The organism is Shewanella oneidensis MR-1 (genome assembly GCF_000146165.2).
In the GTDB taxonomy this organism is placed as follows: domain Bacteria; phylum Pseudomonadota; class Gammaproteobacteria; order Enterobacterales; family Shewanellaceae; genus Shewanella; species Shewanella oneidensis.
This window is the reverse complement of sequence record NC_004347.2, coordinates 84,761-100,117: the sequence shown is the minus strand read 5'-3', so window position 1 is coordinate 100,117 and position 15,357 is coordinate 84,761. Positions and strand designations below refer to the sequence as shown.

The window sequence follows — 15,357 nt, the reverse complement described above, 5'->3', positions numbered from 1 at the left end:
CATGTTTTGAATATGTAACAAATACTTATGGATGATATCGCCACTATTGTTAAAGCTATTGGTATTGCCGAGATTAAATACCATAAGAACTCCTACTTACTGAGACAATCTAAGCACGTCTCTGAACTCATATTCTGTGAAAATGCCAACCTAACAGTTTCTTATATAAATTCGAGTGGTAATGAATTTATTCTTAAAGTTGAAGATAATTACTGCGGATTTTTAGGTGAAATGGAGTTTTTCCAAGAAAATAACTGTGCCTTATTTAGCATCAAAGCAAATAAATCCGGCGTAATGTATCGAATATCTAAAACTAACTTCATAAAAATTGTAGAAAAAGATTCAAATATGTTCATGTATATTACGTCATTAATTACAAAAAGATATAATCGAAATATGCACGAACTTATCAGCAATCTGACACAATCTACAAAAGTGAGCATTATCAACCAAATATTAGAAGCTAAAAACTTAGCCAGCGAAGAACAATTTAAGCTTTCGTCAACTCTAGGCGCCAAAAGACTCGGAATAACAACACGCTCATACCGTAGAATAATTAATGAACTCATCCAAGAAGGGCGAATCATTAAAACAAAGCCATTTTACAAAATAATTAACTTGTAGCGTTTATTTTTACTCTACAAAACAACTTATTTTATTGAATAAAATAGTGCCTCTAAACACTTGGTATATCAGCAGCAATAATGGCGATTTAACGCAAAATACCATCCGAGCATCAAGCGTATAACTAAGCAATCGCGCGGACGGGTTAATACTCACTTTACAGATTAAAAACCGTATTTTTGGCTAACATCCGCTAACAATGCCTGCCACTTGGGATAACTTGATAACTCCCCATTCCATGGCGCCATGGTCTTTTCTATCTCAGGCTTTTGGCCTTGCTTTAGCTGATATAAATAAGCAAACGCTGAGGCGCGATAATTAGCAAGGCAATGAACTAAAATATCTTTTCCCTTATGCTGCTCCATTGCAGCAAAAAAGGCTTCTACATCTTCTACCTTTGGATTTTGCCAATCCACAGGAATATACACATAGTCCATTCCGGCCTGAGTCACGAGTTTTCTTTCATCTGGATGGGCATCTTTACTGCTATCGGGCATAAGATTGATCACCACATCCACGCCTGCCTGTTTAAGCTGGGCAAACTGTTGCTCACTCAGCAAGCCCGAACTTAATAACTGCGGCGCTTGCTGCTGTAATGCCCTCACTTCCTTTATTTTTTCAAACGATTCAGATTCAATAGTGGCATTCACAAGTGGAGCACCTAAAAGCAGGGCAAAAACAAGGCTCGAAAGTGCGGTTTTTCTCATCAACAATTCCTTGGTTAACATAAAATCAGAGGCTTGCTCAATCCTCTGATAATCCCTTCTCAGCTAAGTTCAGCAAATAACGCAACCGATGCAAAAACCTTGAGCAAGCACTCATTTTTGGCATTAGTTGGTTTTATGAAAAATGACCTTTTAGCATTCATGATAAGGAGATGAGTATAACTAAAGCGAGTTTTCCGGATCTCATTGAATTAGCAAAGGGGAATCCTGTAAGTTAGTACAAACCAGCTAACAGGCGTGAAGAGGAGTTACTATGTTAAGGATATTTACTTTGCTGCTACTGACTTTTTCCAGCCAAAGCTTAGCCAGTTCGTGGCCTGTACCTAAGTCGATTGTGATGGTCAGCCCTGATGGAGGAGTCATTGCGCGACTCCACTCTGGCTCATTTCCCTTAGACAAACCTGAGTCAGCGCAAATGAGTATTTTTACCTGGGATGAAAAGTCTGGATATGTGCTTTCCGAGCATTACCAACTACCTTATCGTTTTGCTCCTGCTAAATTTGCAGTAAACGATAATGGATTTGTGATTACCGTGGGTAAATATGTTGCTGAAGAAACTGGCCCAGATATAGGCATTTTTAATCCTCAAGGGCTGCAAATACAGTCCTATACCTTAGAGCAGCTTTTCCCTAATACAACACAAAAACAGCTATTAATCGCGCAGTCACAAAAATTAACAAGTGAATGGCAAGAGCATCAACAAAATGTTCCTCAATGGTATTGCCTGTCGGAGCCAGAGGTCATTATGAGTAATGCTTTCTCTGTTAGGCATGAACTCGGCGCTTTGCTGATTTATGTGGATGAGAATCCATTTGAAAGCTACTTGATTGAGAGTGGATGCACTAGCCTCTGAAATAAACGGGCTAATGCGATCAAATCAATCAATGCTACTTACGCCAGGTAACCAAGATCAGACTTATGATGCGGTGCTGAGGTTGCTTTATCTGGCTGACACCAGTGGACAATGCCGCTACGAGATTGGAAGCTTGCCATGATGATGTAGGTGACCTTGCCACTTACACAGAAGAATTTATAGTCCCACTCCGTTTAATTCGCTAATCGGCGCTGATATTGACGGCTTAAGTAACGGATGACCACAAAGCCTATTACGCCTGGCAGAATCCAGGACAGTAAGCGCAAATTGCCATGATCGATAAACAAGCGGCCGCCGCCAAAGGCGAAAAAGGCAGTGTAACAGGCGATGCCAGAGCCAATCATGGCGCCTAAATGCTCAATCCACCATTCTAATTTGGTTAGCGTTGCCTTAACGCTATAACGCAAGAATCCCGCACCAACCGCAGTACCTAACAGGCCAAAAATTATCGCGAGGATCAGCTGTTCTTGATATCCCCATAGCGCCATCACAGGGCCAAGTAGCGTTAAGCTCAGCATTAACAACATATGCAGCGGCGATTTTAATTGCTGACGCAGCGCCTTATAACGCAAGACTAATACGCCATGCCTCACGGTCACTAGGGTTAATAAGCTGATATAGATGAGAAATATCCAAGCATTTTTACGATCCGCAATTTGTTCGGCTAAGGCTGCGGGAGCGGTTTCGGGCTGTTTAATCACCGCCAGTGGGTCAATCAATCCCGTGGTGGCCATCGCCACACCTGTTGCCGCGACGGTATACATGGCATAAACGTAATAACGACCAAAACGACTGTGATTCACGCTGCTTTTTTAAGCAATGCAAGTATCCAAAATAACACTAAGGCCAGTGCACTCGCGGTGATATGCACAAATTGTGATAGGGTGAAAATCGTGTTCATCTTGCTCCATCAAGGTTTGAAGCTTGATATTAGCGAACAAGGTGCGTCATCCATAAGTGCCAAAAGTCATGTTTTAATGATGGATAAAGTGGCCTGCGAGTTTGGCGGCAAAACGCTTCAACTCAAACGGAGCGCACATTTAGGAGCGATTTTTTTGTTTGTAATACTTTTGGATGGAAATTCGGTGATCTTCGGGAATATCAAATTCAACAGCACTCATTGGCTCTTACTTTTACAACTCAACTCCATTTAGGCCGATGATTTTACGGATTTTATATTGATAAGACCAATTTAGTGGCTTCTATACCCAATTAGCCTGAAGCGACCAGTTTCAGCCTCTTCAGATAGTTTGGGTAAAAATGGCTTATTAGGCATGGGAGAGCCTACGACCTCGGCGCTGCAATAATCCAAAAATGATTAACACGCCAAAAGTTGCACTAAAAAGAGTTAAGGCTCTGGCTACACCATAAAAATCCGTGAGATTAAAGGAAATCCCATCGGACCAAAGCACCAGTAAACCCAATGGCATTTGCATTGCTACTGCCGTAAACCAGTCGAATGGTAACTGCGGAAAAAGCCGTTGGTATGCAAAAAGCATCAACCCAGAGAGCAAAATTAACAGCCCGGCATCATGGGCGGCCAACCCAAGGTAAACCGGGCTATCATTGCCAAGATTGGCAACACTCCCGAGCAAGGCATGCATATAGCCCGCACTGGCAACCAGTGCAAAACTCAGAAAACTCAATACCGCCAAGAGAATACCTAAACCGAATGCGGGTAAATATTTCATAAACCGTCTCATCAATGCTGGGCACGCTCGACCTCATCCATAAAACCATAAAGTTGAATAAATTCAGTCGAAAGATAGTAAAGCTACAATAACAGCCAAAATTTCCCTTAGCTATTAAGACCATAGTCTTATGGCAAGTACACATTACTGGAGCATAGAGCCCATAAACACTGTAACAATAATCCCTATTTCAACGATATGTGTTAGATAAGTATATAAAATTACACATTTAATTAGTTTTCAGTCGATTAGTGGAGTGATGTGGAGCACAATATCCCTTGCTCTAAGGGTGAAATCCACTAGCCAATTTAGCCAATAACGCTTAGGATCAGGGTTGCATTTTTTAGCCAACATATTGTGGAGTATCAAAACATTATGGGTATCAGAGCCATAGTCGTAGACACCGCGGGCACCACGACAGACCTAACCTTTATCCAAGATGTACTATTCCCCTATTCTGTCAAAGCCTTGCCAGACTTTTTAGCGCAGAACCAACACAATGTCTTGGTGGAAAACTGCATCTGCGATACTCGAGATATCGCCCTAGAGCCCGATGCAGACTTGAATCGCGTCACCGAAATTCTGCAACAGTGGGTACGCGAAGACCGCAAAGCCACGCCACTTAAGACCCTGCAAGGATTAATCTGGAAGCAAGGTTATGCCCATGATGAGTTTAAGGGCCATATCTTCCCGGACTTTATCGAAGCAGTGAAACGTTTTAGCGCACAAAACCTGCGTATTTACAGTTTCTCATCTGGCTCAGTCGATGCCCAAAAACTGTTATTCAGCCACAGTGATGGCGGCGATTTAACCGAGATGTTTAACGGCCATTTTGATACCCGTACGGGTAACAAATTGGATAAGCAAGCTTACTGCAATATTCTCAACACCATCAGTTTAAGCCCTAAACAAGTACTGTTTGTGTCTGATGTGATTGAAGAATTAAAAGCAGCTGACGCAGCCGGCATGATGACCTGCCAAATGGTTCGCGACAGCAAGCAGCGCACTGGCGATTTTCGCACTATCAACAGTTTCGATAAGCTAGTGATCGAGTAAAAACTCACTGACTCCCTAAACAAAAGCGACCCTATGGTCGCTTTTTTTATTCTTCGACTAAACGGCACTTAACTCCCGCTCAGAAAATACGGTTTTAGCGACAAACATGCCATTAAGTGCCGCAGGAAAGCCAGCATAAACCGACATTTGCAATATCACCTCAACAATTTCCTTCGGCGTACAACCAACATTCAATGCGCCATTAATATGTACGTTTAACTGTGGCTGGCAATGTCCTAGCGCCGTTAGTGCGGCAACTGTCACTAGCTCCCGCGTCTTAAGGTCGAGCCCCTCACGCTGATAAATATCCCCAAAAGGATATTCAATAATGTACTTGCCTAAGTCAGGGCAAATATCGGCGAGACTGCGGATGACTTTCTCACCCGCCTCACCGTCAATTTCAGTTAGTTTAGCGAGGCCCTGCACATATCTTTGATTACTCATTTTTAGCTCCTGTTGGATTAAATCACAGCAAGCAGCCTAAACCTTAGAGTTAGCTCTAAGTCAATGGTTCATTGATGGATGACACAGGCAATGCGGAACTGTAAAGCGGGTCCCCAGCTCGCCGACTAGCAGCACAAACAAATATAAAACAACTGGTTAGCATTTAATCGCGACTGTTCGGCTGAACTTAACCACTAAAATGAGTTTGGTAATAGTGAATTTTTTGCTTAAGGGCAGCCAAATGCTCCTGCTCTTGGCAAATACGCTCAGCCAATTGTGTTGCATGTTGCTCGAGCAACTGCTGCCTCCGACTCGCGGTAGCATCACCTTGGGCACGCAACTCGGCATAGGTCAATATCTGCTTTAACGGCATGCCAGTTTCTTTTAAGCGATTGATAAACCCAATCCATTCCGCTTCTTTCGCCGCATAATCACGATGACCGCTGCCATTTCGAACGACAGACTGCAGTAGGCCAATTTTCTCGTAATATCTGAGCGTATGCGCCGACAGTCCAGTGAGTGCTGCAAATTGGCCTATGTTCATAATCTAACGATCCGCAGGATGGTTAACGCCATCATTCGTGGGCACATTTTCGAGATCGAATGGGTTAACCCCTTCGAGGCAACCAATGTTGTAACCATACTCATGGGGATTGGAACGCCGCTGGTGATGGGTGTAAATACCGCAGATAGAGCAAAAGTAGTGTTTGGCAGTTTTGGTATTAAATTCATAGAGTTTTAGCACATTCTCACCCTTGAGGATCTTAATCCCCGCCAGCGGCACAGAGCCAACTATTGCGCCCTTACGGCGACAGATAGAGCAATCGCAACGGCGTGGATTTTCGATGCCATTAGGCAATGACAACTCCAATACCACAGCACCACAATGGCAAGACGCAAAATGTGTTGCCTTAATAACCGTATCCCCAACCTGTTTTATCACTGCCAACTCCTTGCTTCACTTAATGTTGTATATTGCCTAAGGCTTGTCGCAGCTAGCTTATACTGCTAGTCTGGCTTCCTTAAACGAGCGTTTTAACTAGAGTTTTTGACTATGAGTAATGCAATGGAAAGTCCAACACTAAGCCCAATGGAAAAGTTTCTCGCACAGCACCCTATCGTTACCCAAATCCCCGTTGCTTGGGGCGAAATGGATGCCTTGCAGCATGTCAATAATGTCGTCTATTTCCGCTATTTTGAAACCGCACGTATCGACTTTTTCAATCGCCTCTTCCCGCTCGATGCCCTGTATAAATCCGGTGTTGGCCCTGTGATTAGTGAGAATCAGGCGCGCTATAAACGTCCAGTAACCTTCCCCGATACCCTATTGGTCAGCGTAAGTATCAGTGATATTCAAAGCGACAGATTTACCATGCATTATCAGGCCTTTAGTAAACAACAGCAGGCGGTAACAACCCTAGGCACTTCGGTCGCTGTGATGTTTAACTTTAAAACGGGTCAAAAAGCCGAACTTCCCACAGAATTGCTCACCATTCTAAAACAACACGAGCAAGCTTAAGCTAACCGAGTCGATGGCTAAACTGCCAGCACACTTTAGACCATATTCAGTAGGAGTTTGTATGTCAGAAAAAGAGCAAATGGAAACTGTTGTTGAACATCAACAGGATAAACAACGCTTTGTGATCCCCGTTGATCGGCATGAGGCAGTACTGGAATATCGACTCGATGGCAAAAATATCGATTTTAACCGCACTTATGTCCCCGACGAATTGCGTGGCAAAGGTCTTGCCGAACGTTTAGTTCGCCATGGTTTAAAGTGGGCCAAAGCCCAAGATTACGAGATAGAAGCCAGCTGCTGGTATGTGCAAAAGTTTTTGAAAAACTAATTTCACAACTACTTAATGATATCGCCGCAAAGGAATGCCACCACATGAAGCTATCTCGATTTTGCCATGGTTTACTGCTTGTAGGCCTAACGCTCTTGTCCGGCTGCCAACAACGCCAAGCCATTTTGATCGTTCAAGGTGTTGAGCCCATAAAAGTAAAGGCTATTGAAACCGCCTTAATACAATCCGGCTGGCGGGTGAGCCAAAGCCCTGTTGCTATTCCGGCAGAATTCCCTGATGCGGTGCTTGCCACCAATCCCGCTTATCGAGATACCCAAGCTATCTCTGATATTAAAAATATCCTAAAAGGCCAAGGCGTTACCGAACCGACAGAGTATAAATTTGCCGAAGGTAAGCACTTTTTCAGTACAAATAATGTCGGTATTTACTTACGCAATAGCGAGCAGACTTCACCAGCCTTACCATCATCTTTTATCAGAACAGATCGTTGCGCAGCGGGCGATGCAACCCTTAATCTCACGCCGCAAAGCCAAGCTGTACTCGAATATGAAAAGCCTATTAATGATAACTTTGAGCTAGAGCAGCACACCGGAACCTGGACTTTTGATGGCGTAAAATTGCAGGTTCAATTCAATCATGTTCAGCAAACGTTTCTGCTCACTCACGAACAAAGAGACACATGGCGTGGCCCTAGTCCTGCAGATATCTACACCCCGAGCCTAGATGCTGATATTAACGTGCTTAACTGCACCTTTGTGATTATCTATCTTGAGCAAGGGATAAACCGATGCGAGCCTAACCCTGTGCCTGCACCAATAAAAATGCATGAACTGCATAGCAGATTAATAGGATTTATACCCCGAGTAATAATATGGCGCTTAATTTGACTCACTTGGGCCACTCAGATTAGCGAGCATTCCACGAATATCTTCAGGAATTGGACGGCTTTTCTCGCTGTGATAATCGTAATGTACCAAAGTGGTTTGTACTTCGGCGGTTTTATTGCCCGCTTGCCAACAGGTTTGGGTCAGTTCAAAACTGCTATTACCGATACGGCTAACATAGGTTTTAACAGTGACATTCTTGCCGTAATAAGTCGGCGCGATAAAGGCTACAGTAAAACCCGCCACAATCAGATTCCACTGATGTAAATCCAACTCGGGATTGAAAATCTCAAAGATTGGCGTGCGTGCTGCCTCGCACCAGACTGGGATAACTGTGTTGTTAATATGGCCTAGGCCATCGGTTTCGGTGAATCTTGGCTGGATTTCGAGGCTGTATTCTGTGGCTGACATGCAAACTTCCTTTTTATAATTGTATTAATGGAAGAGCGTGGCGATTATCGCATTAAAGCCAAACCACCAAACTCATCCATTATCCTAAGCTAAACGACGTCTTACCACTAGCCTAAAACCTAGAACTGACAACTCGCGGTGTCTGGGGTTTGCTTGCCATTAGCATCGTACTTTTTCATACAGCCGGCTTTACCCATATCATAGATTTTTTCGTATTCTAACTGACCGTTACGGTAGGACTTAAACACACCATGGCTTTTGGGGTTTTCTAAGTAATAAACTTTGCGTCCTTTAATCACATTTGAAGAATCGGAGAACCCCGGTTCCTCCTGATAAATGACCCCATTGATATAACGCTTATGGACCACATGTTGCTCATCAATACGCAGCATTTCGCTGGCTAACTTACCATTCTGGTCATAACAGACTTTATCCACGGCATAATTACTGTCGAGATCCTCGATACAACTCACGGCACCATTATCAAAATATTCCCGCTGGATACCGCAACGCGCAATGGCGTTATCCCAGAAATAAGGTTCACCGTTCAAGGTTTCGCCTTCTTGCTGGCAGTAGTTCCAGATATTCTTAATCTGTCCATTTGGATAAAAACTGTAATGGGGGCCGGAGAGACGGTTATTGATAAGATGACTATATTGAGAGAGTGAGTAACCACCATCGGTGGAATAACTGATACTTGGGCCGTATTCCTTGCCCGCTTTATAGGTCTTGAAATACTTTAAACGGCCGTTGGAATCGAATCGATATTCTTTATCGACTGACCCATTAGTGTAATAGGCTAATTCGGATAGCTGGCCGCCATAATACACTCGCTGCTCACCATCTTTAATCGAGCTAGTCTCGGTATTTTTTGAGTTTAACACACCCTCACAATCGCCGGCATAGGGCTCTTTTCGCATCATACATTCATCCTGCGACGGCTTAAGTTTTACCGCTGCATTGAACTTATAATGACTTAACTGATTGAGATCGCCGTTAGGCTCGAGCCACATTTGCAGGCCATCTAACTCCCCTTGACGATAATTGGCAACATTGCTGACAATATTCGGCGCTGAATACCATAAACTTTCACCGTGGAGTCTGCCCTTATCGTAATGTTTGAGGGCGAACATAAAATTATCTTTATTAAATAACTTTGCCTCACCTTGGCGCAGGCCATTCTCATAGTTGACTTCGGTCTTGTAGAGATAAGTCACTGATTGCTTGGTGGTAAAGGCATCGTTGGCATCTGGTGTTCGGATATATACCCAAAGGCCTGAGCGTTTACCATCGAGGTAGTTGCCTTCACCGGTTTGAAAGCGATAATCCCCTTGGGTGAGTTTTTCAACCCAAGCGCCTTGTTTAACACCCTTTTGGTATTGGCCTTTGCTGCCATCAGCCTCAAGCCATTCACCGTCTTTTACGCCATTAAGATAAATGCCCTTTTCGGACAATTTCTTCGCGCCTTCGGTGCCCGAATCGTAATCAGGGGTATAAATTTCGCTCGGGCCATCGGGCACGCCCTGGTTGTAATGGATAAAACCATAGTTGTCGGCATCATCCATGACTGACTGTAAAACCCATTTACCCTGTTTTTTACCGTCGAGGTACTCACCTTCCCAATAGGTTTCACGACTGTCGGCTTCCATCCACTTACCGACTTGTTTACCCAGCTTATAGTCACCGGCATACATCACACTGCCATTGCGAGCATCATAGGCGGCGAAGTGACCATCAAGTTCGCCTTGTACATAATTGGCTTCACTGGCCACCCCTGCCCAACTACTGCCCATACTCATAAATTCGTAAAATGGACCAGTACGGGGGATTTTGGCGCCACCACTTTTCAACCAGTTGGCATCGTCGGCCTCATAACCAATGGCGACCAACATAAAACTGCCATCTTCTTCGACGTAGGCACTGCGATCAAAGGTAGCAACCAGACTATATTGGCGTTCGCGACCCTCGGCATCTTTATCAGTGCGAGTCACGGGATAACGCAGTTTGTACTCAACGGCCGTTTTCACATCCGTTGCTGCGCCTTCTGAATTTCGATAACCGATTAGGGTCGGTTTATGCTTGGAGGTACCGTCGAGAATCGCTTTGATTTCAGGATCTTTTACCCCTTCGGCCTCATAGGTCATACGATACTGCTGTGGTGGTAACTGACTTAACACCTTGCGAACCCCACCAACAGTAAAGGTGGTAATACTAGGCGCAACCTCATCAAGCACGGCTTGCAGGCGCGGCAGTTTGGTCAGCTCTTCACCCTCAAAGCCATAACCCCGCAGATGCTGACCATCGGCATCCTTGAGCATGACGATAACTTCCTTAGTACCGCCCTTATCGAAGTCATGGTAAAAAACCGCCACGATTTCAGCGCGGCCGTAATCGTCGATGCGAACTCCGGGCGCATCGCCATAGAGCATTTCGCTCCATACCTGCTGATCTTTTTGATAGAAATCGAGCCATTGACCATTAGGAAGATCCACAGGACCGTGAACCACTTTGTCGTAATCCGCTGCAACCGCAGCAGGAATAACCGCAAAAGAAGATATCAATACCGCACTGACAGCAGCACACAAACGACGAATCGAAAGTTCCATTTAACTACCCTTAACACCGACACCTTGCGCCTCGTGCGCACCAGTAAACGGGCCGAATTTTAAGCTAACTTTAATGCTTCAGGAAGTAGCAGTGACAAAAAAGGCCGCAAAGCGGCCTTTTGAGATCAAATATTTAACAATCAATTATTGTACATAGCATTTATTTCATGGACGTACTTGTGATAAATCATTTTGCGGCGCAGCTTAAGCGTCGGAGTGATTAACCCCGCCTCCATCGAAAAAGCTTCCGGCAGCAGGGTAAACTTTTTGATTTGCTCAAATCCTGCCAGTTCCTGCTGTAGATGCTTTAAGCGTTGTTCAAAATGCTCAACCACATGGCTGTGACGCAAGAGTTCAATGGGCGACTCATACTTTAAGCCCTTTTCCTTCGCCCACGCTTCGAGAGATTCAAAAGCTGGCACAATCAGCGCAGTCACATAGTTACGAGCATCGGCAATCACCGCCACCTGCTCGATAAAAGGGCAACGACCCACTGTGCCCTCAACCCGCTGCGGCGCAATGTATTTGCCGTTGGAGGTTTTCATTAATTCTTTAATGCGGTCGGTAATAAATAAATTGCCGTGGGCATCGAGTCGACCCGCATCGCCCGTCTTTAACCAGCCGTCTTCAAAGGCAGCAGCAGTATCTTCAGGGCGATTGTAATAACCGCGCATCACGGTATCGCCACGGACTAAAATCTCGTCGTCCTTACCCAGCTTAATTTGGATTTCGGGCAAGACTTTACCGTTTGATCCCGCAACACGATTGTCTAAGGTGTTACAGGTCACTGTGGCGTTTGTTTCGGTCATGCCATAACCACAAAGCACAGGAATACCAATCGCATGGAAGAAAGACGCCACATTTAAATCGAGTGCAGCACCGCCACAGGGCATAAACTTTAACCGTCCACCGAGTACAGCCTGCAACTTGCTGTAAACCAGCTTGTTCGCCAAACGCCACTGCAAAGATAACCACAAACCGCCCTTAACACGGCCTTGGCTGACTTCAAACTGACGTTCGCCAACACCCATCGCCCAAGCGAATAATTTTTTACGGCCCTCGGCAGATTTAGCGACTTTATCCTGTACGGCACTGTAAACCTTCTCAAGGAAACGCGGCACCACGCATAGGGTATGCGGACGCACAGCACTAATCGCCTCTTTTACTCTTTGGGTATTCTGCAAATACACATTGCGGCCACCGCGGCACAGCACATAGAAGCTCCAGCCACGCTCAAACACATGGCTAAGCGGCAGGAAAGCCAAAGACACATCGCCGGTTTTGAAAGGCAAAATCAGATCGTGCTGATGCACAGTCGAGGCCATATTGCGGTAATCCAGCATCACGCCCTTAGGGTCGCCAGTCGTGCCGGAGGTATAAATCAGGGTTAACAAATCATCGAGATTAGCGTCTTTTAAACGCTGTTCGAGCTCAGCACTTTGGTCATATTCCAACGCCAGTAAGCTATCTAAATGTTTATGCTGAGGTTTATCTTGAGCCAGTTGCACCGCGGCATCGAACACAATCACATGCTCTAAGGTCGGGCAAAGCGTTTGCAGCTCACAGGCCAGCGCATATTGCTTGGCATCGTCGACAAAAATCACCTTGGCAGCAGCATCGTTAACGATAAAGCTCGCCTGCTCGACAGTGCTGGTTGGATAAATCGGTACCACAATGGCGCGGCTTTTCAGGGTGCCGACATCGGCACAGGTCCATTGAGGGCAGTTTTGCGACAGAATCACGCAGCGGTCTTGCACTTGTACGCCGAGTTGAATTAACACTTGTGCGATTTTATGGCTGATTTCATCAAATGCCTGCCAACTGACTTGATGCCAAGGGGCTGCCATTTCAAAACCTTCCAGCGCAATAGCCTCCTTTAACGACTGGCTTTGCTGCTGTAATAGTCGAATTACGTGATATTGTTCGAGCGACATGAATGCCTCACCTTTTAGCTTACAAGTGTACCGCTTTTGCAGCATTCTACCTGAAGGCAAGCTAAAAACTAAGAGTTTTTGCTCTAATCTTGTGCAAATGTCGCCCAAATCACGTCATTTCTACGTGGTTAAAGCCCGTCAATATCAATCCGCCATAGCGTTTTACTGCCCCAAAACAAGGCGACCTGCCCCAACACTGCCAGTAAAATATCGCCTAATAACCAATAGTACAGATGACCATCATGCTGCATCGCTAAGCTGAGGGATACCCAAAGTGAATGTGCCAGCACCACCAACATAGTCAGGCTCACCTGTAACACGCGGCGGCACAAACAACCTAGCCCTAATACCAAGGCACAAGCCCAATAGGTGCTTATCACTAAGTGCGCCAGCAATGGCACACTCATTTCGCCGTTGAGCCAAGTAATAAAAAGGCTACAGAGCAACACACCGACACTGATGAGATACAACAATCGCTGCTGCCCGCGGGCAAAAGCATTGATTAACCCCGTTCGGCCATCAAAGCCCGGCATCAACAACAGTAACGCTGTTGCGCGCGCTCGCTGCACCCGGCTCCAATGCACCAGCGCACAGCTGATCACACAAAACTGCGCCAGTAGCAGTAACACCGGAAAATCCCAATGCATCAGCTGGAATAACACTCCAAGCACTAACGCCAACACCGGAAGCAACAAGAGTAATACGGTCAACATCGGCCCGATAAAAAAGTTAACCGGATGCAAATAACGCTCGAAACGGCTCAAAAACCGCATGGATTGCAGGTTAGGCAGCCAAAACCAGCCCATTTCTAGGCCGTTGAGGTACACACTGCGCGCCTCAACCCGCCAAGGTAACACTAGGCAGCGGCGCCAAATCAACGCGGCAAAGACAAACAACAGGGCCAAGCTTAACCACAGTGGCACTTGTTCCGCCAAAGCACTGGAAAATGGCACTAAGATAAAGAGTAAAAATGAGGAGTAAAACCATTGGGTTTGCCGCAGACACAACAGAATAAAACCTAAGCTTATCCCTTGGGCAAACACCAGTAACGACAGGCTAGCACTAAAACCAAACAATACACATAAGAGCACCGCAAGGCTAAACACACCGATAAGCATCACCTCGCACTGGATAAAGATATTTTGCCGATAACGGGGAATTAAGATTGAGCACTCATTCGCCATCAGTCGAATCAACTGCCATGCGACCGCAGCAGAAGTAGAGACAATCCCCATGCCGACAAAAATATCAAAACTGTCCTTTTGCCCGGCCCATCCCGCAAATACACTCAAGACGACACCCAATAATCCGGTGCCCAAAAAGCTCACACTGCCCACGTCAAATAACCACAGGCGCAGCATGCCGTTAAAGGGATTGATAGAATGCGTTGTTGCAGGCTTATCAGTAGGTTGCACGAGTGACTTCACGGTACTCATTTGTGTAACTCCACAAAGAGTTGCTCCAAATTAAGCGCCTCGCTTCGCTGCACGCCAGGGAGATTGAGATCGACTTCGCCCTTATCCACCAGCACAGAATCACCATCTCGGCTCAAAATGCGCACCTGCTCAGGCAACTCAGCGCCCGCCGCCAGTTTGAGTAGACGCACCTCTTCCCGCAGAGCATCGATTTCCTTAAACAACACTAATTCGCCCTGTTTAATCAGTGCCACATGACTCGCGACCCGCTCTAAATCCGAGGTGATATGGGATGAAAACAACACCGCCGAGCCGGATTCGAGGGCTAAGTCGAATAAATCGACCATAAATTTGCGCCTAACGATAGGATCAAGGCTCGCCACGGGTTCATCGAGGATTAGCAGCTCAGGGCGATAGGCCATTGCCATAATTAACGCTAGCGATTGCCTTTGCCCAACCGATAAACGCTGCACCTGTTGAGTCACATCTAACTCAAAGCGAGCGAGCCAATCTTGCTCTAACTGCATGTCCCAGTGGGGATAAAAGCTGCGGTGTAAATCGAGGGCGCGCTCGACGGTAAAACCTTCATAACCAAAAGGTTGCTGTGGCACATAGCCAAGGCGCTCCTTTGCGGCTGATGAGAGTTGCTCCGGCGTCTCACCTAAGGTGCGGATGTCACCCGAATCGGGCGATAGAATCCCTAAAGCACAACGCATTAAGGTCGATTTTCCTGCGCCATTTTGCCCCAATAAGCCAACCACCATCCCGGCTGACAAGCGCAAGGACAGATCCTTTAACGCCTGTTTTTCAACGCCATTTTTTCCACGAAAAACTTTGTTTACCTTAGAAAACTCAAGTATTGGGGGAAACTCTTGATCCATCGAA

At 45.7% G+C, this 15,357-nt stretch carries 18 protein-coding genes; 7 read left to right on the top strand and 11 right to left on the bottom strand.

What is annotated here, in order from left to right; genetic code table 11:
• Positions 1-27: 27 nt before the first annotated feature.
• Positions 28-624: a Crp/Fnr family transcriptional regulator gene (locus SO_RS00455; RefSeq protein ID WP_011070502.1), complete on the top strand. Its 597-nt coding sequence runs from the start codon at positions 28-30 to the stop codon at positions 622-624.
• Between the two features lie 164 nt (positions 625-788).
• Here the strand turns inward: SO_RS00455 and SO_RS00450 are convergent, their stop codons facing one another.
• Positions 789-1,331, bottom strand: coding sequence for a protein tyrosine phosphatase family protein (locus SO_RS00450; protein ID WP_011070501.1), 543 nt, complete (start codon positions 1,329-1,331; stop codon positions 789-791).
• Between the two features lie 271 nt (positions 1,332-1,602).
• On the opposite strand from SO_RS00450, the gene SO_RS00445 reads away from it, so the two are divergent.
• Positions 1,603-2,202: a periplasmic protein gene (locus SO_RS00445; protein ID WP_011070500.1), complete on the top strand. Its 600-nt coding sequence runs from the start codon at positions 1,603-1,605 to the stop codon at positions 2,200-2,202.
• Between the two features lie 194 nt (positions 2,203-2,396).
• Here the strand turns inward: SO_RS00445 and SO_RS00440 are convergent, their stop codons facing one another.
• Complete coding sequence (locus SO_RS00440) at positions 2,397-3,026, bottom strand: hypothetical protein (RefSeq protein WP_238560537.1); 630 nt, start codon at positions 3,024-3,026, stop codon at positions 2,397-2,399.
• A gap of 90 nt (positions 3,027-3,116) precedes the next feature.
• Between SO_RS00440 and SO_RS00435 the strand changes: the two genes are divergently transcribed.
• A complete protein-coding gene (locus SO_RS00435) occupies positions 3,117-3,377 on the top strand; it encodes a hypothetical protein (protein WP_164925585.1) in 261 nt (86 codons plus the stop codon).
• A gap of 114 nt (positions 3,378-3,491) precedes the next feature.
• Here SO_RS00435 and SO_RS00430 read toward each other — a convergent pair whose 3' ends face one another.
• A complete protein-coding gene (locus tag SO_RS00430; RefSeq protein WP_165443311.1) occupies positions 3,492-3,914 on the bottom strand; it encodes a hypothetical protein in 423 nt (140 codons plus the stop codon).
• A 375-nt stretch (positions 3,915-4,289) separates the two neighbouring features.
• On the opposite strand from SO_RS00430, the gene mtnC reads away from it, so the two are divergent.
• Complete coding sequence (gene mtnC, locus SO_RS00425; protein WP_011070497.1) at positions 4,290-4,970, top strand: acireductone synthase; 681 nt, start codon at positions 4,290-4,292, stop codon at positions 4,968-4,970.
• Positions 4,971-5,027: 57 nt separating this feature from the next.
• On the opposite strand, the gene SO_RS00420 is transcribed toward mtnC, so the two are convergent.
• From SO_RS00420 to SO_RS00410, 3 genes are all read right to left on the bottom strand, one after another.
• Positions 5,028-5,414, bottom strand: a complete 387-nt coding sequence (locus SO_RS00420) for a carboxymuconolactone decarboxylase family protein (protein WP_011070496.1) — start codon at positions 5,412-5,414, stop codon at positions 5,028-5,030.
• Positions 5,415-5,601: 187 nt separating this feature from the next.
• Positions 5,602-5,958, bottom strand: a complete 357-nt coding sequence (locus SO_RS00415; protein WP_011070495.1) for a MerR family transcriptional regulator — start codon at positions 5,956-5,958, stop codon at positions 5,602-5,604.
• A gap of 3 nt (positions 5,959-5,961) precedes the next feature.
• Positions 5,962-6,357, bottom strand: coding sequence for a GFA family protein (locus SO_RS00410; protein ID WP_011070494.1), 396 nt, complete (start codon positions 6,355-6,357; stop codon positions 5,962-5,964).
• Positions 6,358-6,504: 147 nt separating this feature from the next.
• Here SO_RS00410 and SO_RS00405 point away from each other — a divergent pair, with 147 nt between their 5' ends.
• From SO_RS00405 to SO_RS00395, 3 genes are all read left to right on the top strand, one after another.
• Positions 6,505-6,933, top strand: coding sequence for an acyl-CoA thioesterase (locus tag SO_RS00405; protein WP_011070493.1), 429 nt, complete (start codon positions 6,505-6,507; stop codon positions 6,931-6,933).
• Positions 6,934-6,994: 61 nt separating this feature from the next.
• Complete coding sequence (locus tag SO_RS00400; protein WP_011070492.1) at positions 6,995-7,261, top strand: GNAT family N-acetyltransferase; 267 nt, start codon at positions 6,995-6,997, stop codon at positions 7,259-7,261.
• A 44-nt stretch (positions 7,262-7,305) separates the two neighbouring features.
• Positions 7,306-8,109 (top strand): hypothetical protein, encoded by an 804-nt coding sequence (locus SO_RS00395; RefSeq protein WP_011070491.1) that lies wholly within the window; start codon positions 7,306-7,308, stop codon positions 8,107-8,109.
• Here the strand turns inward: SO_RS00395 and SO_RS00390 are convergent.
• From SO_RS00390 to SO_RS00370, 5 genes are all read right to left on the bottom strand, one after another.
• Complete coding sequence (locus tag SO_RS00390) at positions 8,101-8,517, bottom strand: acyl-CoA thioesterase (protein WP_011070490.1); 417 nt, start codon at positions 8,515-8,517, stop codon at positions 8,101-8,103. The genes SO_RS00395 and SO_RS00390 overlap by 9 nt on opposite strands.
• 119 nt (positions 8,518-8,636) lie before the next feature.
• Complete coding sequence (locus SO_RS00385; RefSeq protein WP_011070489.1) at positions 8,637-11,123, bottom strand: toxin-antitoxin system YwqK family antitoxin; 2,487 nt, start codon at positions 11,121-11,123, stop codon at positions 8,637-8,639.
• 140 nt (positions 11,124-11,263) lie between these two features.
• Entirely contained in the window at positions 11,264-13,057 is a 1,794-nt protein-coding gene (locus SO_RS00380; protein WP_011070488.1) for an AMP-dependent synthetase/ligase, read from the bottom strand.
• Positions 13,058-13,185: 128 nt separating this feature from the next.
• On the bottom strand, positions 13,186-14,493 hold the full coding sequence (locus SO_RS00375; protein WP_011070487.1) for an ABC transporter permease: 1,308 nt from the start codon (positions 14,491-14,493) through the stop codon (positions 13,186-13,188).
• Positions 14,490-15,353 (bottom strand): ABC transporter ATP-binding protein, encoded by an 864-nt coding sequence (locus tag SO_RS00370; RefSeq protein ID WP_011070486.1) that lies wholly within the window; start codon positions 15,351-15,353, stop codon positions 14,490-14,492. The genes SO_RS00375 and SO_RS00370 overlap by 4 nt, the downstream gene beginning before the upstream one ends.
• Positions 15,354-15,357: the final 4 nt, after the last annotated feature.